Origin of the sequence: Streptomyces griseoviridis (assembly GCF_005222485.1) — a bacterium.
Lineage (GTDB): Bacteria > Actinomycetota > Actinomycetes > Streptomycetales > Streptomycetaceae > Streptomyces > Streptomyces hintoniae.
This window is the reverse complement of the sequence record NZ_CP029078.1, coordinates 6,696,997-6,719,507: the sequence shown is the minus strand read 5'-3', so window position 1 is coordinate 6,719,507 and position 22,511 is coordinate 6,696,997. Positions and strand designations below refer to the sequence as shown.

Here is a 22,511-nt window from a genome sequence, read left to right as displayed (position 1 = left end):
ACCTGTGAGCGAGTCGTCACTCATGGTGGCATATGAGTGGTCGACAGAGGTAGCAGGGGCGCCATGCGCCCATCATGCCCCACATGTGACGCTACGTCACTCCATCGCAGAGAGACTCGACTTGTCGTGGCGAGTGCACTGCGTTCCTTCGAGAGGTCAGGGACAGAGTCTGGGCGAGGTCACAACCGCAAGGGGGACAAGCTTGATTGGAAGCCGGGAAAGCAACAGCGGCCCCAGCTCGAGCTGCTGGGGCCGCTGTGTGTGGTTGCGCGTCAGAGGTGGCAGACGGAGCAGCCGGCCTCGTCGTCGTCTGAGTCGAGCGCGTCGGAAAGAACCTCTAGCAAGGGGCGGTTGGGCTTGATGCGCTTGGCTGCGCGTTCAAGGGCCGCCTCATGCTTGGCCTCGATCTCGTCCTTGCGCTCTATGAGCTCCGGGAGCGACTCGCCCTGTGACCAGGTGTAGTTGCGGCCCTTCATGGCCGTGTGGCGGAACCGGACCTTGTCCTCGTACTCGACGGCCTTGTCGTACAGGTCGGGGTGGCGCTCCTTGAGGCCGACCCACTCGTGCTTGCGCTGGAAGAAGCAGAAGTAGCAGCCCGAACGCGTGCGCCACTCGTAGTAGCCGGGGAGACCAATGCCGGCTTCATCGAGGATGCGCATCACGCCGTCCTTGTCGATGCCATCCTCGCGGAAGGGGAAGACGGCATCGATGTTCGGCTTGGTGCTGACGTAGCCGAGGCGGTTCTCGTCGGCCCGGATCGCGACGTAGGAGATGACCTTGTCGTCGCCGACCCACTCCTCCAGCGGCTTGATCTTGAGGTTCTTGGTGCACCAGCGCATCTGGGGGCTGGGCAGGGTGCCCTGGTAGACCTCCATCCAGTGATCGAAGTCCCGGTCGGCGTTGAGTCGCTCGATGGGCTTGCCGAGGGCCGCTTCCAGCCGGTTGAGGTACTCGTACGTCTCTGGCAGTTCAGCACCGGTGTCGCAGAAGAAGTACTCCATCTCCGGCACGCGATCGCGCATGTAGATGGCAAGCGCCGACGAGTCCTTGCCGCCTGAGATCCCCAGGACGTGGCGAACCTTCTCCTGGGTGACTGGATCCGTCATGCCCCCTCCTTCGTTTCAGTTGCTGTGACAGCCGGCCCATCGGCAACGCGTTGTGCAAGAGCGGCGAGCAGGATCCGTGCACCGTCGGGTCCGAGGGCCTGCTCAGCCTGCTGCAGTACGTCGGCCGCGAGCTGGTCGGCCTGGCCGCGGGACTGTTCCGGCACGTAGATCAGCGTCCGTCGTTCCGCTCCTGTCTTGTCCGTCAGGGTCAACAGCCGCGTCTCCAGATTTACTTCCTGCTCGCGGGGCTCGCTGCTGTCCTGGTAGAGGTGGGCGACGCGGTCGAGGGATGCGGACATCTCCCGTGCAAGGCGAGGGAAGATGCCTGCGTCCCGGTCATCCCAGTCTCCGAGTGCCTTGTTGGTGAGGCGGACGACGATCGGGTCGAGCCAGTCCTCGTCAGCGAGGCTCTCGCTGAGCGCGAAGTCGACGAAGCCCCGCAGCTCCGGGTTCAGTGACACCGTGGCGAAGCCACTCAGCCGCGCCGCGAGTGTCGACCGCAGCTCGGGAAGAGTCGTGGGCAGACGGAACTCTTCGGCGAGAACCGCGACGACTTCTTCTCGCAGCGTGCGGTCGATTCCGGTGATCTCGTCTGCCGCTGCGGTCAGTCGGTCGGCATACTCCGTGGCGGCTGCCGCGTTCGCGCGGGTGCCGGCTTCGATGGGGGCGAGGCCCAGCGCCTTGGGCAGAGCCCTGAAGAGCAGGTCGTCCGGATCCTGGGAGTCTGCCAGGGCGTTGCGCACGGCGAGTGCATCCGGCGAGATGCGCTTGGTCTTGCGAGCGTAGTTGTTCAAAACCATGACGCGTTCGAGCAACGCCCTGGCTACGGACAGCAGATCAGGGTTGCGCAGTGCCTGTGAGCGTGGTGGTTCGACCTTCAAAGACACCAGGAGCTTCTTGATCACGCTGGCGCGCTGCCCCTGTCCGACCGGCGTGTATTTCACGTCGAAACGGGCGGGGGCGGCGAGGATGCGGTCGACGACGTCCGGCGTCAGCCGGGGCAGGTAGGAGCCTTCTTCGAAGAGGGCGACATCGTGTCGGCGGATCACCAGGGCGGTGACGACCAGCAGAGGCCAGACACCGGCCTTCACCCCGTAGGGCGGGCTCATCAGGACCCGGATGATCTGGTCTAGGCTGGTACGCCGGGTTGCTGCGTCCAGCGCCTCCTGCAGCGCCTCCCAGACGGGCTGGGCGTGCTCATGGCCCTCGCCTGGAGCGGAGAAGCCGTACGGCAACAGGCTGTTGGGAGAATTCTCTGCCTGGATGGTGCTGTTGGCCCGGTGCAGGCCGAGGTAGGCCAGCGCGCCGCTGTAGATGGCTCGCTCTGGACCGTATCTTCCGGCCGTCGCGTCAAAGCCCAGGTATTGCTCGCCGGAGCGGGTGAGCATCGCATCCAGCACATCGCTTCGGGCACGGGCGGCGTTGCTGGTGAGTGAGTGCCGTCCGAGCATCTCGTTGCGAATGTGCGGGGTGTGCGGGAAGACATTTTCGCAGGCGAGGGAGACGAGGCCGCTGAGGCTGCGGGCCGGCAGGCTCGAGCTGTCGGGGGACGCCTCGGGGGCCAGGCCGGCGTTCCACAGGTCCCAGGTGGCGTCCTGGGTCGGCGGGTAGAAGGCCGTCTGGATGACCTCCCGCAGCTCGGCCTCCGCCTGGACGGCTCGGTCGGTGACCTCGCGCCGGGCGACGTGATCGAGTTCCTTGTCTTCGAGCAGCTCTTTCAGGGCGATGAGGTGCGTGGCGGAGCTGAGTACCACGTCGGGGTGGGTGGTTGTTCCGAGGATCACCGGCAGCGTCGAGTTGACGGTAGGCAGCTGGTCCCGGGGGCCGAGGTGGAAGACGAGGAGGCCGTCGGCCGGGTCCTTCAGCTCGTCCGGCGCCTGGATTTCGCGGGTCTCTGGGCCGCTGACGGCGGTGAGGAACACCCGCATCATCCCGGTGACCTGGCTGTGGCGGCCGGCGACCACGGCGCTGGGGAGGTGTGCGCCCAGGCGCTGAACGATGGAGGCATCGTCGAGGTGACTGATGATCTCCTTCAGGCGGGCGTCGATGTCGAAGTCTGTGCCCTGCCAGACGCGGTATTCACCGCTGAATTCCCGGTGGACGAGGAAGCCGCGGCGGACGAGGTCGGCGAGCTCCTCCTCAAGGCGGGCGAAGGCGCTTGCGTCGTCCAGGTCGGTGGGGTCGTGGAGCGCAAGGTGGATCATGTCGCTGGTGGCGCTGAGCGCGCCGTCGGCGTCGATGAGGTTCAGAACGCCGATGGTCTTCAGCAGTGCCTGGTCGGCGTCGGGCAGCCCGTTGGCTTCCTTGATGCGCGCGTCGACTTCGATCCAGCGGCCGGCGTTTGAGGCCGCGAGCAGAGAGGTCCGGCCGGAGTTGAGGAAGTAGTCGTACAGCTGTGGCAGCTGCACCGTGCTGGCACGTTCGGCATCCGGCCGGGAGTGTGCGGCCAGCGAGTCGCGGACGGTGTTGGGCTCTCCGCTGTTGAGGAAGCCCGACAGGCTGCGGTCGTGCTGGCCGATTTGCGCTGCCAAGATAGGCGCAGCGATCGCCGTCAGAGGGTGCAGCGGGTACAGGTTGGCAAAGTCGTCACTGGCAAGCTCGGTAAGAACGTTCAGGCCGTGGTTCTTCCACGCGAGGGCCGATGCTTGGGCCGAGGCGCGGATGAGGTCCTGGCCCGCTGCGTCGACAGCGGAGTGGTCCAGACGCCGGCGCAGGAGCTCCAGGGAGTCGCCGTGGTGCGGGACGAAGGTGACGTCTTCGAAGCGGCCCTGGATCTTTGCCCATTCGCGGATCTTGAGCTCACTGGAACGCGACGCGTAGTCCATGAACGACAGGTGCTGCAGGGTGACCAGGAAGACGGGCAGGCCGTTGGGCCCGGCGCTGTGCTCGGCGAGCTCCTGCAGGAGGAAGAGATCGTTCTCGGCGCCGGAGAATTCGTTGTGTCCGGCAAGGTGCTCCAGGGTCTTGCCGAACTCGTCGATGATCAGCAAGAGCGGCTGCTGATTGTCGGTCAGGGCCTTGATGGCGGCCATGACCTGCTTCGTCTTCGGCCCGGTCGTCGTCGGGTCTTCGCAGGCCGCGAGTGCTGCGACGACGTTCTTCGGGATGCGCTTGCCCCAGCGGCGCCTTGCCGCGGTGTCCAGCGCACGGGTCACGGTGGCCACCAGAGGTTCCCGCCGCGCAGTGGCCACGGCCCCGAGGAACCCGGTTCCCGTCCGCTCAGCCCGAGCTGTGGCGAGACGCTCGGCGAGGGCTGGGCTGGTGTCCGCAAGGATCCGGTGAGCCTCGTCGCGGCGGGCCTCGTCACGGCCGAGAAGCGCGTCGATCAGGTTAGCCAGCGTGGACTTCCCGGAGCCGTAGGGTCCCGTGAAGGACCAGGCTCGGGGACGCCGCAGGTCGCTGACGGCGTTGGCGATGCGCTCCAGTACGTCAACTGCCTTCGCGCCGACATACGGTCCGTGCAGTTCGTCCTCGACGTCGCGTTCGAGGTTGGTCGACCGCATCTGAGAGCCGACCAGTTCGATTCCGGCCGGGAACTGAGGGGTTGCCTCGTCCTGCGGGGTGCGGGAGGTCCGCGTGGGAGCTGCGGTGGTCACGCGTTCTCCTTAGTCGTGAACTGCTGCTGGTGGTCCTGGGACTTGCGCTCGGCCTTCTCGGCCTTCTCGGCCTTCTCGGCCTCCTCTGCTTCGGCCAACTGCGGGTACTGCGCGCTCCATTCGTCCCGGGTGGGAAAGCCGGGGCGCCGGGTGACGTGGTCGTACTGCTCGTCGAGGATCTCCCAGGCGAGCGCCATCGGATCGCTGGAGAAGGACATGGTCCGCTGGCCGACGGCATCCACCCGGTTGAGTTCCGGACGGCCCACGGCGACCTTGTCCAGGGCGGCGACGATCTCAGGCTCCCGGACCCGGAAGGCCCGGCCAGGCGCTCCGGGCTCGTTGGCAAGCCGCGCCAGAGAGATGGAGCCGGGCCCCTGGGTGTCGCGGGCGGCGTAGTCGAGGCAGGCGTAGACCAGAACGTGGGCCGGGAGAGAGGTGCGCGTGCCAGTGGTGAACTGCCACTCCTGCTTTCCCCGCGTGCCCACGGAGGTCAGCAAGTCCAGCTCACGGAAAGGGCAGGCCAAGAGGTCTTCATAGGTGGCGCGGGAACCGCTTTGTTCGACCGGCGTGCGCGCGTACATCTTGGTCAGGCACTCGACATCCCGGGTGATGGACGCCTCCACCGGTCCATCGCTGAAGGAGAAGTTGACGTGCCGCGTCACGACCTGCGTCATATCCGCGATGGTGAAGCGAGAGAACGGGGCAAGGTGAAACGCCGTGTACCAAGCGGGGGCCCAGCATTTGGCGCCCGGCCGCGACGACACGAGCCACCAGTGCAACAGCCACAGGCTGCCGGGTTCCTCAAGGTAGGGATCGGCGCCATCCTTCTCGTCGAGTAGCCACCGCGCTTCCCAAGTCGGGGACGCGTACTGGGCCTTCGTCTTACCCGCCGGGTCGGCGTGCTCGCGGGTGAGCTTGAACGCCTTTGACCAGTACCGCATGGCATGGACCATGTTCTTACCCACGCCGAGCAGGACCGGAGCATCTTCGGCAAGGAAAGCAGCCGGATTGTCCTTGACCTGCATGTATGCCTTATGCAGCCAGCCGAAGCGGGGGGCGAAGGTCTCATGGCGCGCGAAGCTGGAATGTGCGGCTTCCGCGAGCCTGCTGTCTGCCATACGAAGGGCCTCTCAATACAAGAAGAGATAAAGGGAACTGCTGAAGTCAGTGAGCAGCGGCGCCAGCTGTCGCTGCCATGGCGGCGCGCACCTGGTGGACCGCGCGGACCACCGCCTCGGCAGCTGCGGCGATCTCGTCTGCGGTGGTGGCGTAGCCGAGGGAGAAGCGCACAGTGCACTCCGCTTCCTCCCGGCTCAGCCCCATGGCGAGCAAGACGTGGCTGGGAGTTGGGGCTCCCGAGGCGCAGGCGCTTCCGTCGGACGCGGCTATGTGCGGCATGGCGGCCATGACTGCGTCAGCGGGGGCACCCGCGAAGGTGATGCTCGCCACGCCGGGCAGGCGGGGGGCTTGTTGCCCGTTGATGCGGCAGCCGTCCACAGCCGTGGTCACCATGTGTTCGAGCTGATCGCGCAGTTGGGTCACGCGGGCGACGTCGTCGGCAAGTTCACGGCTGACGGCTGCAGCGGCAGCTCCGGCGCCGGAGATCCCGGGCACGTTGAGGGTGCCGGCCCTCCACCCCTTCTCCTGCCCGCCACCGGTGATCAGCGGCCTGAACGGCAGGGGTGTGCCGCGGCGTACGAATAGTGCGCCAACGCCTTGAGGGCCGCCGAACTTGTGGGCCGACAGGGACAGAAGGTCGACGTCCACTTCGGAAAGATCCAGGGGCAATCGGCCGATCATCTGTGTGGCGTCCGTGTGGACCAGCGCGCCTGCGGCATGCGCCGCCTTGACGACCGGCGTGAGGTCGGTGAGAACCCCGGTTTCATTGTTGGCCGCCATCAGGGAGACGAGACCGACGTCGCCCCGGCCGAGCTCTTGCTCCAGGGCCGCGGTTTCCACCAGGCCGTCCGCCCGCATCGGCAAGACGGCCAGCGATCCCGGCTCGTTTTGGGCCAGATCCCGGGCGGTCTCCAACACCGCGGGGTGCTCTGCACCACTCGTCACGATCCGGGCCCCACGGCGGTGAGCCGCGCGCAGCGCGAGATTGTTCGCTTCGGTTGCCCCCGACGTGAAGATGATCTCCCCGGGCGAGCAGTTCAGCAGGTCAGCAAGGTGCCGACGAGCGACCTCCACACGATGGGCGGCGTCCCGGCCGGGGTGATGCACACTCGACGCGTTACCGACGGCCTGCAGGGCGTCCACAACGGCCGCCAACGCCTCGGACCGAATTGGCGCTGTCGCATTGTAGTCGAGATACGCCGAAACCGGCCCATCAGACTCGTCCCTCATGCCCCACCTCGTCTCGCTCAGCACCGCAGACAATCTACTCCTGGTGGAACCCGGACGTGCGCACCGGGGGCACCACCAGGAATGAGTCGCGATCGTAGCGATCGAGATCGATCAGTCCGCGAAACCGACACTCAGCCCGGAACGCAAACTGCAACTCGAACTAATGTTCCCTATTACTTGGGCGCCTGCAACCCATATCGGGAGAGGGCATCGGCGCAGAGGCCGTACGGGATCCTCGGTGGAGCCTGCCGAACCCTCATCAACACCTCTGAGCTGCGAATATCAATCGCTGAGACCCGAGTGTCAGTGCGTGGGTTTATGGTGATCAGGCACTGTAACCCTGGGGCGACTCAGAGTTGCGGGCAGCTCTGCATGCAAAGAACTGAGGCGGGGGCTCCGCAAGTTGACGGTCATTCAGACATCGAGGGGAAATCTCCCCGGTTCCGCAGGGGTGGTGAATCGATGACAGCGTGGTCGCCCGGCCTGTCCTTCCAAGCCGTACTGGACAGCGCTCCCATGCCGTACATCCGAGAGCGGCTCGGCAAGCACATGTGCGCTCTGCTCGACCTCATCGACGGCGGAAGCACCGGCGATGAGCGGCTCCGGGCAGTCGCCGCCGTGGCGGTGGACGCCGAGAAGCTCGTGTCCAATCAGACAGACCGCGAGGAGCTGCTGCGGCTCCTCCCCGCCGACAAGCAGACAGAGCTTGCCCAACGCCTTGGAGCGGATGGCGCGGGCACCGATGCCCTGGTCTACCTGAACGGTCTGAAGTGGGCGAGTGAGCAGCAGCGGGAACTGCTGGAGTTCTTCGGCTTCAGCGTCGACAGGGCGCCTGCGCTGCCCCCGCTCTTTCGGCAGGACTCCGAACCCGAGTACGGGCTGTTCCCCCACCAACGGCGCGCAGCCGCACGCGTGAAGGAGCTGCTGTACGACGGACCGCGGCGGGTTGTCCTCCACCTGCCGACAGGCGTGGGCAAGACCCGTACCGGAATGAACCTGATCGCCGACCATCTGCGGCAGCACGAGCCCACGCTCGTGGTCTGGCTGGCGCGTGGGCAGGAGCTGCTGGAGCAGGCGGCTGTGGAGTTCGAGCGCGCGTGGTCCAAGCTCGGCGACCGTCCGCTTGCGGTCGTCCGGATGTGGGGTGAGGCGCCCACCGATGTGGAGGCGCTGACAGACGGCCTTGTCATCCTGGGGCTGGAGAAGGCCGTCTCCGCGGACAAGAGCGATCCGGAGCTTCTCCGCAAACTCGCATCGCGCAGCACCCTCACAGTCTTCGACGAGGCTCATCAGATCATCGCGCCGACCTACCAGCGAGTGGTGGACGCCCTCACCGTCCGCCCCGATGCCAGCTTGCTGGGCCTGACGGCCACCCCCGGCCGGACCTGGGCGGACGTCACGCAAGATGAGCGGCTGTCGGACTTCTTCGCCCGCCAGAAGGTCATGCTGCAGATCGACGGATACAGCAACCCGGTAACCGCCCTCATCGAACAGGGCTACCTGGCCAAGCCCATCATGAAGACCGTCGCCTCCGAAGCCGGCCTGCATCTGTCCGCGCGTGATCAGCAGCTGCTCGCGAAGTCCTTCGACATCCCGTCGGAGATCATCGCGTCGCTGGCCAGCGACGAGCAGTGGAACCTCAAAGTCGTCCAGACCGTGCTGGAGCTACTGGAACGCCAGCACCGCAGGATCCTGGTATTCGCGGCCTCCGTTGACCATTGCCGCCTGATCGCCGCCGTCCTGTCGGCGCTCGGCCTCGATGCCGACTTCGTCACCGGCGAGTCCTCGCCCCGGCACCGCAACGATGCCATCAGACGCTTCAAGGGCGCCGGCCGACGCCCCATGATTCTGTGCAACTTCGGGGTCCTGACCACAGGCTTCGATGCCCCGGCGGCCAGTGCTGCCATCATCGCCCGACCGACCAAGTCGCTGGTCCTGTACAGCCAGATGGTCGGCCGGGTCATCCGCGGCCCCAAGGCCGGAGGAACCGCAACCTGCGAGATCGTCACCGTCGTCGACCCGGAGCTGCCCGGGTTCGGGGACGTGGCCGAGGCATTCACCAACTGGGAAGACGTATGGGAGACCGCGTGACCGGCGAGGGAAGCAAATACCGGATCGTCAGCCCTTCGCTGACCGTCAAGGCCATGCGCGACAGCGGCTACAAGAACACCGCCTACGCGCTCGCCGAGCTGATCGACAACAGCATCGACGCGGAAGCCACACTGGTTCAGGTCTTCGCCTGTGAGAGCCCGGTGCAGGGCGCCACCCAGACGAGGCACCGGGTGGACGCCATAGCCGTCCTCGACAACGGCAAGGGCATGGACGCCGAACTCCTGCGGCGCGCCCTGAAGTACGGCGACGGCCTCGGCGGCGACCGCAACCGCATCGGGCGATTCGGCATGGGGCTGCCCAACTCCAGTATGTCGCAGTGCACCAAGGTCGAGGTCTGGTCCTGGACCAATGGGTCCCCGAACGCCATGTACACCTACCTCGATCTTGAGGAGATCAACGGCGGACTGGACGACGTCCCCAGCCCCGTACACCGCCCTGTACCGGAGTACTGGAGCGACCTCAGCGAGGCGCCCCTGGGCACCACCGGCACCCTCGTGGTCTGGTCGGACCTTGACCGGGTCAAATGGCACGGCGCCGGCGCCACCCTGCGCAACACTGCCGAGCTGATCGGCCGTGTGTACCGGCACTACCTCCACGACGGCAGGGTGGAGATCAAGATGGCGCCGGTCCGCGAAGGAAAGGTCCTCGAAGGAGACAACGGGGCGTACTTCGCCGAGCCCAACGATCCCCTGTACCTCATGGGCTCAACCGGGACGCCGCCCCCGTTCGGGAACAAGCCCATGTTCGAACCCTTCGACATGGGCAACGAGAAGGAACCCGGGGTCGCCTACTTCCCGATCACGGTCGACGGGACGAAGTACAACGTGAAGGTGCGGGCATCTATCGCCCGGCCCGAGGCCCGCCGTGCCGACGTCGAAGGTCACCCGTGGCCCGACAACGCGAACCCCAACCGCGACGCAGGTTTCCACCCGTGGGGTCAGCATGCTCGACGGAACATCGGGATTTCCCTGGTCCGGCAGGGGCGCGAACTCGACCTCGATTCCAAGTGGGCCATCGGGTACGACCCCGTCGAGCGCTGGTGGGGCATCGAGGTGGAATTCCCCCCGGAGCTCGACGACATCTTCGGCGTCACGAACAACAAGCAGACCGCCACGGTCTTCTCGTCTCTCGCGCACTTCGACTGGACGGCCGAGGCCGAGGGGGACGAGACGCCCAAGGCGTTCAAGGACCGCATCGCCGAATTCGGCGATCCGCGCCTGCCCCTGATCGATCTCGCGCTCTACCTGGAGAAGAATCTCCTGCCCAAAATGCGGCGGAAGCTGAAGCAGCACACGCTGGGCAACCGGGGAGGTAAGAAGCGCCACGACGACGTCGTCACGTCCAAGGCCACGGACGCGGTGAAGCGCCGACAGGAGGACGGTCACACGGGAACGACCGACCGCCTGGCAGAGGAGGCCACCGAGAACGACAAGCGCCAGGAGCAGTTCGCGGCGCTCACCGAGCGGCACCACCTCGACGAGGACACCGCCCAGTCCATGGTCGACGAGGCACTGGAGAAAGACTGGCGTGTCCGCTGGATCTCCAGCCCGCAGGACTCCACGGCGTTCTTCAACATCGACCTCATGGCCGGCATGCTGCAGGTGATCTTCAACACCGAACACCCGCTGCACAGCGAGCTGATGACCGTCCTTGAAGACGTACCCGAAGACGCGAGCGAGACCGAACTCCGCCAACGCTTGGCCCGCGCCTCCGACACCTTCAAACTCCTCGTCTTCTCCTGGGCCCGCATGGAGGACGAGATCCCCAACAAGCGGGACCGCGCCAGGATCTCGGACGCCCGGCGCGACTGGGGCCGCTACGCCCGCGACTTCATCGAAGACGGGAGCGATGACGAGTGACGCAGCCGGACCACGTCTGGCAGCAGATAGCCGACCTGATGAAGGGCGCCACCACGCGAGTGATCCTCGTAGCGCCCTTCATCAAGAAGGCCGTCTTCGAGGAGACCCTCGCCTCGGTGCCGGCCTCGGTGGAGAAGATCGAATGCGTCACGCGCTGGACTCCGGCGGAGGTAGCCGCCGGAGTCTCCGATCCCGAGATCATCGAGGCGGCGGAGCGGGACGAGCGCGTGCAGATCACTCTCTGCCCGTCGCTGCATGCCAAGATCTACGTCGCCGATGACCGATGCCTGGTCGGATCCGCGAACCTGACCGGCAAGGCCACCGGTCGAGTCCCCAACGCCAACGTGGAGCTCTTGCTGGATGTACCCCTCACGCATCCCGAAGTGCAGCGCGTTCTCAGCCTGATCGAGTCCCGCTCGGCAGCGGCCACACCCGTGGTGGCCGCCCTTGTCCGGCAGCAGGCAGAACTTCTGAGGGAGGAACGCATCACGTCCCCGGCCGAGGGTGGACCCGCCCCGCTCTGGTACCCGGAGACGAGGCGCCCGGGGAACGTGTTCGCGCTGTACAGCGGGCGCACGCGATTCACCTCGCCGGTTGAGGCCGGCATCATCCAGGACCTTGCCATGCTCGATGTCCCGGCAGGTTTGGCGGAGCACGACTTCAATGCGGCGGTCGAAGCTCGGCTGCACGCCATCCCAGAACTCCACAAGCTGCTCGTCGGCGAGCGCCTCAGCAACATCGAGCTCCAGACGGCCATCGTGGAACGCACAGGAGACCCAGAAGACCAGGCACGGAGGACGACCGAGACACTCGCGGCCTGGCTGCAGCACTTCGGCCGCTATTACACCGAGGTGGGATCGTGGGAGCTGCGGCCAGGACGGGAGCACACCTAAGATCTCCGTGCACGGCGTAGAGCGGCGGAGCAACTCCCCCGCTCATCGCCACCCCGCCGAGACGAAGGTGATGGGAAGGCCCCCTCATGGCACAGGTGCGGGTCCCGTTCCTGCTGGGGCATGCGGAAATCGCCTCCCTCTATCGAGTAGAGCGCCAGACATCGCAGAAATGGCGGACAGAGGGCGCCCTCGCCGCACCTGACCTGGTCGCATCCGGCAACCCGTACTGGCTGCTGGCGACGGTAATGCGGCTCGACGGCGTCGGCGACCGCCACGTGGCGCAAGACCGGCTCACGGCCTACAAGACCAGCGTCCCTCGCGGCTACGAGGTCCAGGACAAGCGGGACCTGCCCGTCATCCTCGGCATCCAGGAGGTCGCCCGCGTCCTCGCGCGGGACGCGCAGGCGATCTCCCGATGGCGTAACCGGCGACAGATCGCCGAGGCCGACCTGACCCTCTCCGGCTCCCCTCTCTGGCTGCTGGAGAACATCCTGGATGATGCGCAACAGCGGCAGCGCAACATCCTCCCGTCCGAGGTCGAGCTGCTGCGTACAGGTCACCGCGCCCCGCAGAAACCACGTGGGCGAAGGCAGAGAGCGCCCCTCTCGCAGCCGTCACGCAAGGTCCCGCCCGCAGCGCGGATATTCACCGGTGCCGATCAGGCTGCCGCGGCCGAGTTCCTGGCAGCAGTCATGGCAGAGGGACACTCTGTGGTCATCGAGCCGCGCCCTTAGTCGGCCTTTCCCGTCCTGACTGGGACGGATCCCCAGGACGCGATGTCGCCACTAGGCGGTGTTCGCCGACAGCTGTGAGAGAAACACTTGATACCTCGAACTTTCATCCATACTGTCTCTCACATGCCGATCTTGTCACGCACCCCCGGAGCCCACCACGACAACTCGACGGAAACGGGCCCACGGGCCGTCCTCGACCTGGCCGCTCACCAGTCAAGTGAACGCCCGATGAGGGTCATCTCCTACGGAGGCGGCGTCCAGTCGACCGCGCTGCTGGTGCTGGCCGCCCAGCGCGAGATCAACTTCTCCACCTTCCTCTTCGCCAATGTCGGGGATGACAGCGAGCACCCGGCGACCCTCGCATACGTTCGCGAGATCGCCATCCCGTATGCCAAGAGTGCGGAACTGGACATCCACGAGCTCAAGCGACGCCGCCGTGACGGGGCGACGGAAACCCTCATGCAGCGGCTAAACCGGCCAGATACCCGGTCGATCCCCATCCCGGTCCGTATGGCCAATGGCGCTCCTGGCCGCCGCAACTGCACCGCAGACTTCAAGATCAAGGTGGTCGGGCGGTGGCTTCGGGAGCATGGCGCCACCGCGAAGGCACCGGCGGCGGTCGGCATCGGCATTTCGCTCGACGAAATCCATCGCGCCAACCGTCGGCGGAGGGAAGCCCACGAGGTCATCGAGTACCCCCTCCTCGACCTCGGGCTGCGCCGAGACGACTGCGAGCGCATCATCACCGAGGCGGGCCTGCCGGTACCGCCCAAGAGCTCCTGCTTCTTCTGCCCCTTCCGTACCGTCGATGCCTGGCGTCACCAGCGCAGACACGAGCCAGAGCTGTTCGCTCGGTCGGTCCGGCTGGAGGAGACAATCAACCGCCGACGGGCTGCGCTCGGCCGAGATGACGTTTATCTCACGAGGTACGGCATCCCGCTCACACAGGCCATCCCCGATGAGAGCCCCGGGGAAGGTGACGTCGATGAGGATGAGGGAGCGTGTGACTCCGGCTGGTGCATGACCTGATACGTACCGAGCAGGCCACGATGGGTGGGGCCCGAAGCCATGGCTTCGGGCCCCACCCATCGTTTTGCCCCCTGGGATGCCGACGTGGCCGCCCGAGGGCACTGTTCGCGGAATCAGAGCTCGGGCGGCTCGCCGGGCTGGAGGTGGAGGACGGCGAGATATTCGCCGTAGGGCATTTCTTCGTCCACCCATCGGCTGCCGCCTGCGGGGTCGGGAATCCACATGCCGTCGAGAAGGTACTTGTCGTCGAAGACAGCGACGCGGTCTTCCTTCACCGCTGCCGCCATCAGCAGCTGCATCCCCAGCAGCAGCACCGTGGAGGCTTCCTTGACCGCGCAGACCTCGATGTGCCCTGTGGGAAAGACCTTCCCCTCCGCGTCGCTGCCCGGCTCAGGGATGGACGCATGGCCCCGCACCGCCATCTCGTGCAGGGCAATCGCCTGAGTCACCGCTGCCGCCACCGGCGTGCCAGCGCCCGGCACGCCGTCCGGGGCATGCGTCCGCAGATGCTCGGCGACCGCATGCGAGTGCACAGGCCATGTGTCGGGATGTTGTTGCAGCCGCTGCTCAGCGGCCTCGACGGCCAGGCCAGGCTCCGTGGTGTCTGGGTGCAGCAGACGGACGAATCCTTCGAGGGCTGCGCGCAGGTAGCCGAGACGGACCTGGTGCTGCTGCCACTCCTCCATCATCTCGGTCCAGACGGCGTCGAAGTCGAGGCCCGCTGAGCACATGCCGCCGTCGTCGTAGGACATGTCGAACGTCACCGTGCGCAGGCCCTGGGCGAGACGCAGCCACTTGTAGGCCGTATCCCAGCCGTTCTGCGTACCGGGGACTCCTGTGACGGCGGAGGCATGCTCCACCCAGTCAGTGAGTTCACGGACATGGTCCTCAGGCTCGGACAGCGCGAGGATGGACAGCGTTCGGTATGAGGGCAGGCAGGAGCCCTCCATCCGGGTGGTGGTCATGGGTGGAGCGTGGCACACGGCACTGACAATCACTGCGGTGCCGAGAGCCGGAGCGAGGCTCAGGTACTGGTGGTACGCCGTACGAGCCTGTGGCCTCGCAACTCCCGCTCGCAGCGAACGAGTTCGCGCTCCCATCCCTCTTCCGTGCCGATCAGGTGCGGGCTCTCGTAAAGACCGGCGCGGACTTCGGCGTCCGTGAGCCTCCGGTACTTGGGAGCGTCGGGATCATCCTCGGCAAGGAACTCGTGCTTGCGGTGCAGCAGGGGACGGTTGGTGGAGTCCGCGTACGAGGTAAAGGAGGACTTGAGGGTCTTCAGGTCGACGGCGTACGAGGCCGCAATTCGCGGGTGGGGATCCGCGTCGAACTCGGGATAGTCGAGCCAGCTGACCCCGCGGCCCTGATGACGGAGCTTGACGACAGACCACTCGCCAGGACGGCCGGCGGCAATGCTCGCGCACTGCTCGTACAGGCGCAGCACGGCCGGGATCCGATGGAGTGCGCGGCGGTGAACGTATAGGGCGGTCGCGGTGAACTTGCCCGCGATCGATCCGTTCATCGCCCGGCGGACGTAGGCGTCGTCGCGCAGTTTGAACAGCAGCCGATCCGCTCGGTGGCACGCCTCGGCGTACGACGGGAAGAAGGCACGGATGTCCAGTTGAACTGGCAGGGGCAGACTGCTGACCGGGCCTCGGCCGTGAAACAGCTCCAGCGCGAGGAACTGCAGTGTGTCGAGGGCTCCGCGCTCGGCGCTTCGTTCTACCTTCGCGGGGTCGGCTTCCTGCTCGGCAAGGCGCTTGAGTTCAGCGGGGCGCAGGTGGCCAAGGAGGCTGATGATGGGCTGCGGCATTTCCTCCAGCTGAGGCATCCTGCCGCGCTGTTCGAGATGATCGACGACCGAGGTGATCGCCGAGGCGGTGTCCTCGGACGCCAGCCACCCCCCGTCAGGAGCGACCTGTCGGGCGAGGTAGCTCAGGCGGGCCGCATCGTCCTTGAACGCGTAAACGATGCCGGGCGCCGCCGACACGCAGCGGACGCCGGTGGCCTCCTCGACGTAGTCGCGCAGCTCGCCAGCGGCGTAGAGGCGCTGGAAGGTGCGGCGCTGCGTGAGAATGCCGTCGCCGTACTCCGCGCCTTTGATCTGGTTGCGCTCCCACCTCAGCCGCGCGGACACGACCAGCACCGATTTAGCGAGGTCCCAGGCTCGTAGGAGCGTCTCGCGTCGTTCGGCGGGATTCTCAATGACGTTCAGGACGTAGGTGAGAAGGACCACCTCGGCCGGCTCACGCCGCCCGTCCGGGAAGTGGACCGGGTCCCACCCCGCGGCGTCGAGACCGAGGTGCTGCAGTGCCCGTACATCGCCGCCACGTCCGCACCCGTAGTCCAGTACTCCCGTGTCGGGTTCCAGCTGGAGGTCGCCGACGGCGCGACGAGCCGGCAGCGAGAGGCCAACTCGGCCGATCGCGGTCTGATGCCTCTGGCTGCTCCACAGCTGCTGTGTCATCGGCGTCCCCTGATTCCACGGACAGGCCAGCATGCGACAGCACCGAACCTTAACTGACACCCGATCCGGCGACCCGGCTTACGCGGAGTCGCACCTCCCGGCTGACCTCGGATGACGCTGCTCTCGTCACGATTGCGGGCGTGGCGGGTCGTCCACGTGACGACGCCGAGGGGTCGGCCCGAATTACGCCTGAAGCCGACAGGAGGGCGCGACTGCCACGCAGGTGACCCGGATCTCCAAGGAGGTGTGCCGCTCGCTTCAGCGCAGGATGATGAGGCACTTGGGCACGCCGTTGGCGAGTAGCCCGGCAATCAGGCCGAGGAGGCCGTCGGGATAGATCGTCTCCGGCGTCTCCCGCAGTTCTTGCAGCGTCCACCAGCGGTGGGCCTGGATGTTGTCGGGCTGAGTGGCTCGGGCAGGGTCGACATCCGCGGGCTCAAGGTGGGCTAGAAAGTACCGCTCAACCTGCCGGACTGCCCGCCCGCCGACGGTTTGCTCCTGGCTGCGCTGGGCCAGCTGTGTGCCTAGCGCGACGTTCTTTTCATCGACGCCGAGTTCTTCGCGCAGTTCGCGGAGCGCGGCAGCAGCGTGGTCCTCCCCTGCCTCCAGGGCGCCGCCGGGGGTGGCCCAGTAGCTTCCGCCGTCGTCGTGGTGGTGCAGCAGCAGGACCCGCTGGGCATCGTCGAGGGCGACGACGCGGGCGGCTTCCCGCAAGGGTGGGCTGATCATGCCGCCCATTGTGGCGTTCAGACCCTCTCTCGACGAGACGGTCCCCCACTCACACGGTGTTCTGATCTCTTGCCGGGAAGGGCGCGAGTGCGTGGGCAGGTGCGTGCAGCCCGGCCGCACGGACGACGTCAACACCTGACGCAGCCGGACAGAGCGAGGTGCCCGAATATTTCGGGAGCCGACCCTGTGTGGTTGCTACGGTCCCGTATATGACGCTGCCGGTGACTCGTGCTGTTGATCTGCGCAGGGAATCGCTCGATGGAGTGCTGGACCGTGTGGAGCGGTCGCTGCAGGTGCGTCTCGATCGGGAGACGGTCGTGTGCAAGCGCCGTACGGTCGGGGCTCGGACGGACCGCGACAGCTGGGTGCGCGTCGAGCGGCGGGGGTTCGACCGGATCGGGGCCCAGGGGTGGAATGGCCCTGAATCCGCTGCTGTCCTGAGCGGGGTCGTCATGCCCTCGTGGTACGCAGGGTTCTCGTGGCGCGAGCCGGGTGAACCGGTGATGTGGCGGGCGGATGAGATGGAACTGGTGAACGCCGCGCCTGTCGGGCAAGCCGCTCTTGTGATCGAAGATCCTGGTCTCCAGGATGCGTGGTGGTCCGCGCTGAGCGCTTCCCTAGACGCGCTCGCTACCCAGTCCGCACCCCGTGTCGCCACGCCGGACACCGAAACCATCACGCAGGAGCTAGTGACAAGAACTCTCGGGGAGGTCTTTCCCGAGGTGACCGACACCACGCTGGAGGAGTGGCGGCCGGCCCATGCCGACCTGACGTGGGCGAACGTGACCGGCCCGGAGTTCTGCATGATCGACTGGGAGGACTGGGGCATGGCGCCACGCGGACTGGACGCGGCAACGCTATGGGGCCATTCCCTCGTCGTCCCGGCCCTGGCGGAGCGTGTGTGGAGCGAGCGTCGGCCGGACTTGGAGAGCAGGTCCGGCCTGCTGATGGCTCTGTTCTTCTGCGCGAAGGTCGCAGGGCCGCACGCGCACCCCGAGGATCCCCGGCTGGAGCCGGCCAGGAAGGAAGCTGCGCGGCTCATTGCTGAGCTTGGCGACGCCGGGCAACGCCCCCGCGGCAGCCGCCCGCACTGACCGTCATCCGGCCTCTGGCCAACCGTCGAACGAAAGGATCGGGCCCCCGTCCAGGTACCGCTGCACGGCGACCAGCGTCGTGTTCGTGAAGGGCTGCGGAAGGTCGTCCGGAGACACCCAGGCGATGGTGTCGTGCTTGTGCGGTTCCGCATTGTGGGGAGTTCCGCTCCACCGGTCGGTATGGAAGATCAGGGCCATAAACATCCCCGGAACCTCCGCTCCCCAGGAGCCATGGACCACGTGGACGAGGCGCAGGTCCGCCTCGGCAACCACGACGCCAGTCTCCTCCTTCAGTTCCCGTACCGCCGTCGCGGTGATCGGTTCCCGGGGCTCCCCCTTGCCGCTGGGAACATCCCACTCGCCAGGCGCGAAATCCAAGTGGCGGCCCCGCCGCAGGATGAGGAGTCTGCCGCTGTCCGGATCCGTGACGAGAGCAGCAGCGATGAGCCGTGTCGTCATCGGTTCGCTCTTCCACCGGGCCGCCGGCGGATCGGACTCAGCCAAATCGCCTGCCTCCAAACGATCTCAAAGCGTGGGAGCGATACCCAACGCAGCAGACCCGTCAGTCTGCCGCAGAAGCCGCGCGGTTCGCCTCGACTTTTCGTGGCACGAACGCCCGCTGATCGGCCACCGGTACGTCCCCAGCGGGGACATGCAGAAGTCCGTCGGCACTGGAGGCGGACACCGCATAGAACTGCCCGGGTGGCGGTGTATACCTGACTACCCCAACCACCCGAGCACCTCACTCTTACGTGAACGCGCCTACGGGGTCAGGCGGTTCGGGCCGCGGAACAAGAACGTGGCCTCACGGATCGAGTCAAGGCCGAGCATCACCATCAGCACTCGGCCCAGCCCCATGCCCAGACCGCCATGCGGTGGGCAGCCGTAGCGGAAGGCGTTCAGATAGTCCTGCAGCGGCTCGGTGCTCATGCCCTTCCCAGCGGCCTGCTTGACCAGCACGTCGTAGCGGTGCTCGCGTTGCGCGCCGGTGGTGATCTCCAGGCCCTTCCACAGAAGGTCGAAGCTCAGCGTCAGGTCAGGCCGGTCCGCGGGACGCATGTGGTAGAAGGGCCGGATGCTCGTCGGGTAGTGCGTGATGAACACGAACTCGTGGCCGGTCTGCTCCTTGATGTGCGCCGCAACGCCACGCTCGCCCTCGGGGTCAAGGTCCTCCTTCCTCCCCTCCGGGTCCCAGCCCTTGCCGCGCAAGATCTCCTGAGCCTCGGCCATGGTGATGCGTGGGAACGGCACCTGAGGTGCGGCCACCTCGACCCCGAACACCTCGCGGATCGCTTCACCGTGTTGCTCGGCGACTTTGGCCATGCCGTGAGCGAGCATGTGCTCCTCGAAGCGCATGACGTCCTCGACGTCTGTGATCCATGCCAGCTCCACGTCCACGCCGGTGAACTCCGTCGCGTGCCGGGACGTGAACGACGGCTCCGCGCGGAACACAGGGCCGATCTCGAAGACCTTGTCGATGCCGGCGGCGATCGCCATCTGCTTGAAGAACTGCGGCGATTGCGCCAGGTAGGCGGAGCGGCCGAAGTAGCCGAGCTCGAATACCTCAGCGCCTGACTCGGAGGCGGTGTCCATGAGCTTGGGGGTGTGCATCTCTGTGCAGCCCTGGCTGTAGGCGTACTCGCGCATGCCCTGCTCGAAGGTGGTCTGCGTCGCGAACAGCAGCTGTGCCTCGGGGCGGATCCGTACGTCGAGGAACCGCCAGTCCAGACGGTGCTCGAGGCCGGTCTGCTCGTCGATCGGGAGCGGCGTCTCAGCCCGGTTCAGCACCTCAACGCTTTCGGGGATGAGCTCCAGGCCGCCGAGTTTCACGATCGCGTTGTCGACCACCCGCCCAGTGATGCGGACTGCGGACTCGGCGGTCAGACTCTCCAGGGCGGCCTCGGTTTCGTCGCCCTCACCGCCACGCCGATGGGTGACCTGCACCATGCCGGTGTGGTCGCGTACGACTACGAATTGCATCTTGGCCTGCAGCCGGAGCGTGTTCACCCAACCGGAGACAGAAACGGTCTCGCCTACGTGTTGCCGCAGCTCGGCGACCAATACACGGCTAGTCGTGTGGATCATCGCAGCCCTCCAAGGGGCGTCGTCATGATCCCTTGGGAGCGTGGGCGAGAAGGGTACTCGCGGTGCCACCACGCCTTTGCCACCACCAGACAGAGGCGGCCTCATTCATGCCCGATGACGGGGGCCAGCCGGCGGGGCATTAGGCCACAGGGGCCGTTCCTCCCCGCGCTCAGGAGGGTCTTCACCAAAGGGCGCGAGACCGCCTTCACAGCTATGGGCAGCTCTCTCTGCTCGCGTGATCCCGCGGCTACTCGTCTCCTTCGACGCGTTGCGATCCAGGATAGAAGGGCGTCAAATGCAGCTGCAACAAGTAATCAGATGGCTGCTGCTCTTCCAGAGTGACCAAGGCGATCAAGCAGTGAAGTCGTGTCCGTCCAGGCGGCGGGCGTGGCTCCGGTGCCTACAAAAGGCTGTACCCGGGTCACCGTGGTTGGGTACACCCTCTAGCTCGACCACAACGGGTGCGCTGGAAGCGCCCGAGGATGTCCTGGACCATGGCTTCATAACTGAGATTCCGTTGTCGGGCGGACGTATTACGTCCGGCGTGGTCAGGGCTGGCAACACGGTCCGCCGTCCCGCCTCAGCAGCATCTGGGTTCGTCGCGGAGCTGCTCGACCACCTACAGCAGCGCGGCTTCAATGGCGCGCCGCGTCACTTCGGGCGCGATGCTGCCGGCCGGGACGTCTTCAGCTACCTGCCAGGCTGGGTGCCGGCGCGCTTTCAGCGCTGGGGCGACGCTCAGGTCGCCGCCGCCGGTGCGCTGCTTCGCGCCTTCCACGACGCCACCCGTGGTTGCCGCCTGACCGGTCCACACTCCGTGGTCTGCCATCACGACGTGGGACCGAATAACACCGTCTTCGTCGACGCGGTACCGGTGGCCTTCATCGACTTCGACACCGCCGCTCCGGGCGACCCGCTTGAAGACCTCGGCTACATGTGCTGGACGTGGTGCGTCTCGTCCAAAACCGCAGACCCCACCGCACGCGCCCAAGCGGCACAAGTCCGCGTCCTCGCAGATGCCTACGGAGCGGACGCCGCTTCACGCTCACATCTGGTAGACGCCATGCTCGAGCGCCAAGCCCGCAACGCCCAGTGGTGGAGCAGCCGCCTACAGGGGCTGTCCGCAGAAACCGCCGAGCACGATGTGATCAGCAACCGGATCCTCTGGTCGGAGCAGGAGCACGCCTACACAATGGCCCACCGCGAAGTATTCTCCGCCGCCCTCCAGCGACTTTGAGGGCGAAAGCTTCATCAGCGGCACGACCTGCAGTGTCAGCGCGTACCGACCGACCCCCGCTACAGGTCGGAGATTCATGCCGTCGATCGCGCCGTACTGGCGTGCCAGATTCAGGCGCGCAATATAGCGACGGAGTCCCGGTTACCGAAACCGGGACTCCGCCGCACCATTGGTAGTCCACCGCCGTCCCTGACCGCCGCCTTGGTAGGACAGCACACGACGACAACTGACAACCGAAAACTCGCCTTGCAATCCTCCCGGCTGTGACGCTTCTACGCCGCGGTGTAGCTGAGGCGGAACAGGTCCTGGGCGCGCTCCAGGTCCCGGTCCGTGCGCAGCTGCACCTCTAGGTCGCCGGTTCCGTGGTGCCCGAGCCCCGTCACGTCCCGAGTGAACCCGGGGACCAAGTCGACCTCCTTGGGGTCGGCCTTGAGGTAGACGAGCAGCTTGGTCTTCTGCGGCGGGCAGACGCAGGCGAAGTTCCGCAGCCGCTGATACGCCCGGTAGGTCCGGTTCTCGACCTTGGTGATGTCGTCACCGAGCCCGAGCAGTACCTCGTCGACCGCAGCGGCCAACTCCGTTATCGCCCCGTGTTCCCGACGGCCGCGCAGCGCCTCCACCCCGTGGCGACGCCGGCCTGCTGTGGAGACGGCGGTCTGGCCGGTGACGGAGGCGACCGTCTCAAGGCCGATGTGTTCGTTGCCGAAGAACCGGTAACGGACCAGGTCGATCGAGCGGCGGTGCTCGCGCACGGCATGAACGTCATAGCGAGTGAAGTCGCCGGCCACGCAGATCAGCCTCGGTGCGCTCCACAGCACCTGGGCCGCGACCGCAGCCCCGAGCCTGTCGCGGACCAGGTGCCGGAACGCGTCCTTGTGGTCCATCAGCCACGCCATGTAGAAGAGGCCCTGATGGATCACGCCTGCGTCGGTACCGCGCTTGTATTCCACGATCGCGGGCGCGTTGTTCTCATCAATGCCCAGCGAATCGATGCGCCCGCCGTGGACGGGGCCGGTGCTGTACTCGCTCGCCAGGAACCGTACCCCGAGCATGGTCTCCATGTGCGCCTCAATGAGGTCCTGCACATCCGCCTCGACCTGAGCAAGACGCGGCGCGACCTCGGTCACGCCGCTGTTTGTCGTGTGGAACAGCTTCAGGCCCGACACCTTCCCCTCCTCGGCTCGGAGATCACCAACGCCGGGCAGGTGCAGGAATGTTTCC

At 66.4% G+C, this 22,511-nt stretch carries 17 protein-coding genes; 7 read left to right on the top strand and 10 right to left on the bottom strand.

Going from position 1 to position 22,511, the window contains the following annotated elements:
* Nucleotides 1–272: 272 nt before the first annotated feature.
* From DDJ31_RS29125 to DDJ31_RS29110, 4 genes are read right to left on the bottom strand one after another with little or no spacing between them, the layout of a single operon-like run.
* Nucleotides 273–1,106 (bottom strand): phosphoadenosine phosphosulfate reductase family protein, encoded by an 834-nt coding sequence (locus tag DDJ31_RS29125; RefSeq protein WP_127177418.1) that lies wholly within the window; start codon nucleotides 1,104–1,106, stop codon nucleotides 273–275.
* On the bottom strand, nucleotides 1,103–4,702 hold the full coding sequence (locus DDJ31_RS29120; protein ID WP_127177419.1) for an ATP-binding protein: 3,600 nt from the start codon (nucleotides 4,700–4,702) through the stop codon (nucleotides 1,103–1,105). The genes DDJ31_RS29125 and DDJ31_RS29120 overlap by 4 nt, the downstream gene beginning before the upstream one ends.
* Nucleotides 4,699–5,820 carry a DUF4007 family protein gene (locus DDJ31_RS29115; protein ID WP_054243597.1) on the bottom strand — a complete coding sequence of 374 codons (1,122 nt, stop codon included), beginning with the start codon at nucleotides 5,818–5,820 and terminating at the stop codon, nucleotides 4,699–4,701. Before DDJ31_RS29115 ends, DDJ31_RS29120 begins: the two co-directional genes overlap by 4 nt.
* Before the next feature lie 46 nt (nucleotides 5,821–5,866).
* The gene (locus DDJ31_RS29110) at nucleotides 5,867–7,051 is read right to left on the bottom strand and encodes a cysteine desulfurase family protein (protein WP_127177420.1); all 1,185 of its coding nucleotides are present in this window, start codon (nucleotides 7,049–7,051) and stop codon (nucleotides 5,867–5,869) included.
* 516 nt (nucleotides 7,052–7,567) lie between these two features.
* On the opposite strand from DDJ31_RS29110, the gene DDJ31_RS29105 reads away from it, so the two are divergent.
* The 5 genes from DDJ31_RS29105 to DDJ31_RS29085 all read left to right on the top strand — a co-directional run bounded on the left by DDJ31_RS29105 (nucleotide 7,568) and on the right by DDJ31_RS29085 (nucleotide 13,678).
* Nucleotides 7,568–9,142, top strand: a complete 1,575-nt coding sequence (locus tag DDJ31_RS29105) for a DEAD/DEAH box helicase (protein ID WP_171480920.1) — start codon at nucleotides 7,568–7,570, stop codon at nucleotides 9,140–9,142.
* Nucleotides 9,139–11,022 carry an ATP-binding protein gene (locus DDJ31_RS29100; RefSeq protein ID WP_240678045.1) on the top strand — a complete coding sequence of 628 codons (1,884 nt, stop codon included), beginning with the start codon at nucleotides 9,139–9,141 and terminating at the stop codon, nucleotides 11,020–11,022. The genes DDJ31_RS29105 and DDJ31_RS29100 overlap by 4 nt, the downstream gene beginning before the upstream one ends.
* Entirely contained in the window at nucleotides 11,019–11,915 is an 897-nt protein-coding gene (locus tag DDJ31_RS29095; protein ID WP_127177423.1) for a phospholipase D family protein, read from the top strand. Before DDJ31_RS29100 ends, DDJ31_RS29095 begins: the two co-directional genes overlap by 4 nt.
* A gap of 86 nt (nucleotides 11,916–12,001) precedes the next feature.
* Nucleotides 12,002–12,649 carry a hypothetical protein gene (locus DDJ31_RS29090; protein ID WP_127177424.1) on the top strand — a complete coding sequence of 216 codons (648 nt, stop codon included), beginning with the start codon at nucleotides 12,002–12,004 and terminating at the stop codon, nucleotides 12,647–12,649.
* Nucleotides 12,650–12,877: 228 nt separating this feature from the next.
* A complete protein-coding gene (locus tag DDJ31_RS29085; RefSeq protein ID WP_127177425.1) occupies nucleotides 12,878–13,678 on the top strand; it encodes a phosphoadenosine phosphosulfate reductase in 801 nt (266 codons plus the stop codon).
* Nucleotides 13,679–13,791: 113 nt separating this feature from the next.
* On the opposite strand, the gene DDJ31_RS29080 is transcribed toward DDJ31_RS29085, so the two are convergent.
* The 3 genes from DDJ31_RS29080 to DDJ31_RS29070 form a co-directional block, all read right to left on the bottom strand.
* Nucleotides 13,792–14,643: a hypothetical protein gene (locus DDJ31_RS29080; protein ID WP_127177426.1), complete on the bottom strand. Its 852-nt coding sequence runs from the start codon at nucleotides 14,641–14,643 to the stop codon at nucleotides 13,792–13,794.
* A gap of 59 nt (nucleotides 14,644–14,702) precedes the next feature.
* Nucleotides 14,703–16,145 carry a DNA phosphorothioation-associated putative methyltransferase gene (locus DDJ31_RS29075; RefSeq protein WP_127177427.1) on the bottom strand — a complete coding sequence of 481 codons (1,443 nt, stop codon included), beginning with the start codon at nucleotides 16,143–16,145 and terminating at the stop codon, nucleotides 14,703–14,705.
* A gap of 258 nt (nucleotides 16,146–16,403) precedes the next feature.
* A complete protein-coding gene (locus DDJ31_RS29070) occupies nucleotides 16,404–16,874 on the bottom strand; it encodes an NUDIX hydrolase (protein WP_127177428.1) in 471 nt (156 codons plus the stop codon).
* Nucleotides 16,875–17,083: 209 nt separating this feature from the next.
* Here DDJ31_RS29070 and DDJ31_RS29065 point away from each other — a divergent pair, with 209 nt between their 5' ends.
* Nucleotides 17,084–17,968: a hypothetical protein gene (locus DDJ31_RS29065; protein ID WP_127177429.1), complete on the top strand. Its 885-nt coding sequence runs from the start codon at nucleotides 17,084–17,086 to the stop codon at nucleotides 17,966–17,968.
* A gap of 3 nt (nucleotides 17,969–17,971) precedes the next feature.
* Here DDJ31_RS29065 and DDJ31_RS29060 read toward each other — a convergent pair whose 3' ends face one another.
* Nucleotides 17,972–18,427 carry an NUDIX domain-containing protein gene (locus tag DDJ31_RS29060; RefSeq protein WP_127177430.1) on the bottom strand — a complete coding sequence of 152 codons (456 nt, stop codon included), beginning with the start codon at nucleotides 18,425–18,427 and terminating at the stop codon, nucleotides 17,972–17,974.
* Between the two features lie 303 nt (nucleotides 18,428–18,730).
* Nucleotides 18,731–20,053 (bottom strand): aspartate--tRNA(Asn) ligase, encoded by a 1,323-nt coding sequence (gene aspS / locus DDJ31_RS29055; protein WP_127177431.1) that lies wholly within the window; start codon nucleotides 20,051–20,053, stop codon nucleotides 18,731–18,733.
* Nucleotides 20,054–20,597: 544 nt separating this feature from the next.
* Here aspS and DDJ31_RS29050 point away from each other — a divergent pair.
* Nucleotides 20,598–21,290, top strand: coding sequence for a phosphotransferase family protein (locus tag DDJ31_RS29050; RefSeq protein ID WP_240678046.1), 693 nt, complete (start codon nucleotides 20,598–20,600; stop codon nucleotides 21,288–21,290).
* A 272-nt stretch (nucleotides 21,291–21,562) separates the two neighbouring features.
* Here DDJ31_RS29050 and DDJ31_RS29045 read toward each other — a convergent pair whose 3' ends face one another.
* On the bottom strand, nucleotides 21,563–22,456 hold the full coding sequence (locus DDJ31_RS29045; protein WP_127177433.1) for a DUF5655 domain-containing protein: 894 nt from the start codon (nucleotides 22,454–22,456) through the stop codon (nucleotides 21,563–21,565).
* Nucleotides 22,457–22,511 lie beyond the last annotated feature (55 nt).

Coding starts and splice junctions, on each gene's coding strand:
- DDJ31_RS29125 (WP_127177418.1), bottom strand. CDS start 1,106: ATGACGGATCCAGTCACCCAGGAGAAGGTTCGCCACGTCCTGGGGATC.
- DDJ31_RS29115 (WP_054243597.1), bottom strand. CDS start 5,820: ATGGCAGACAGCAGGCTCGCGGAAGCCGCACATTCCAGCTTCGCGCGC.
- DDJ31_RS29110 (WP_127177420.1), bottom strand. CDS start 7,051: ATGAGGGACGAGTCTGATGGGCCGGTTTCGGCGTATCTCGACTACAAT.
- DDJ31_RS29105 (WP_171480920.1), top strand. CDS start 7,568: ATGCCGTACATCCGAGAGCGGCTCGGCAAGCACATGTGCGCTCTGCTC.
- DDJ31_RS29090 (WP_127177424.1), top strand. CDS start 12,002: ATGGCACAGGTGCGGGTCCCGTTCCTGCTGGGGCATGCGGAAATCGCC.
- DDJ31_RS29085 (WP_127177425.1), top strand. CDS start 12,878: ATGAGGGTCATCTCCTACGGAGGCGGCGTCCAGTCGACCGCGCTGCTG.
- DDJ31_RS29080 (WP_127177426.1), bottom strand. CDS start 14,643: ATGACCACCACCCGGATGGAGGGCTCCTGCCTGCCCTCATACCGAACG.
- DDJ31_RS29075 (WP_127177427.1), bottom strand. CDS start 16,145: ATGACACAGCAGCTGTGGAGCAGCCAGAGGCATCAGACCGCGATCGGC.
- DDJ31_RS29070 (WP_127177428.1), bottom strand. CDS start 16,874: ATGATCAGCCCACCCTTGCGGGAAGCCGCCCGCGTCGTCGCCCTCGAC.
- DDJ31_RS29065 (WP_127177429.1), top strand. CDS start 17,084: ATGACGCTGCCGGTGACTCGTGCTGTTGATCTGCGCAGGGAATCGCTC.
- DDJ31_RS29060 (WP_127177430.1), bottom strand. CDS start 18,427: ATGACGACACGGCTCATCGCTGCTGCTCTCGTCACGGATCCGGACAGC.
- aspS (WP_127177431.1), bottom strand. CDS start 20,053: ATGATCCACACGACTAGCCGTGTATTGGTCGCCGAGCTGCGGCAACAC.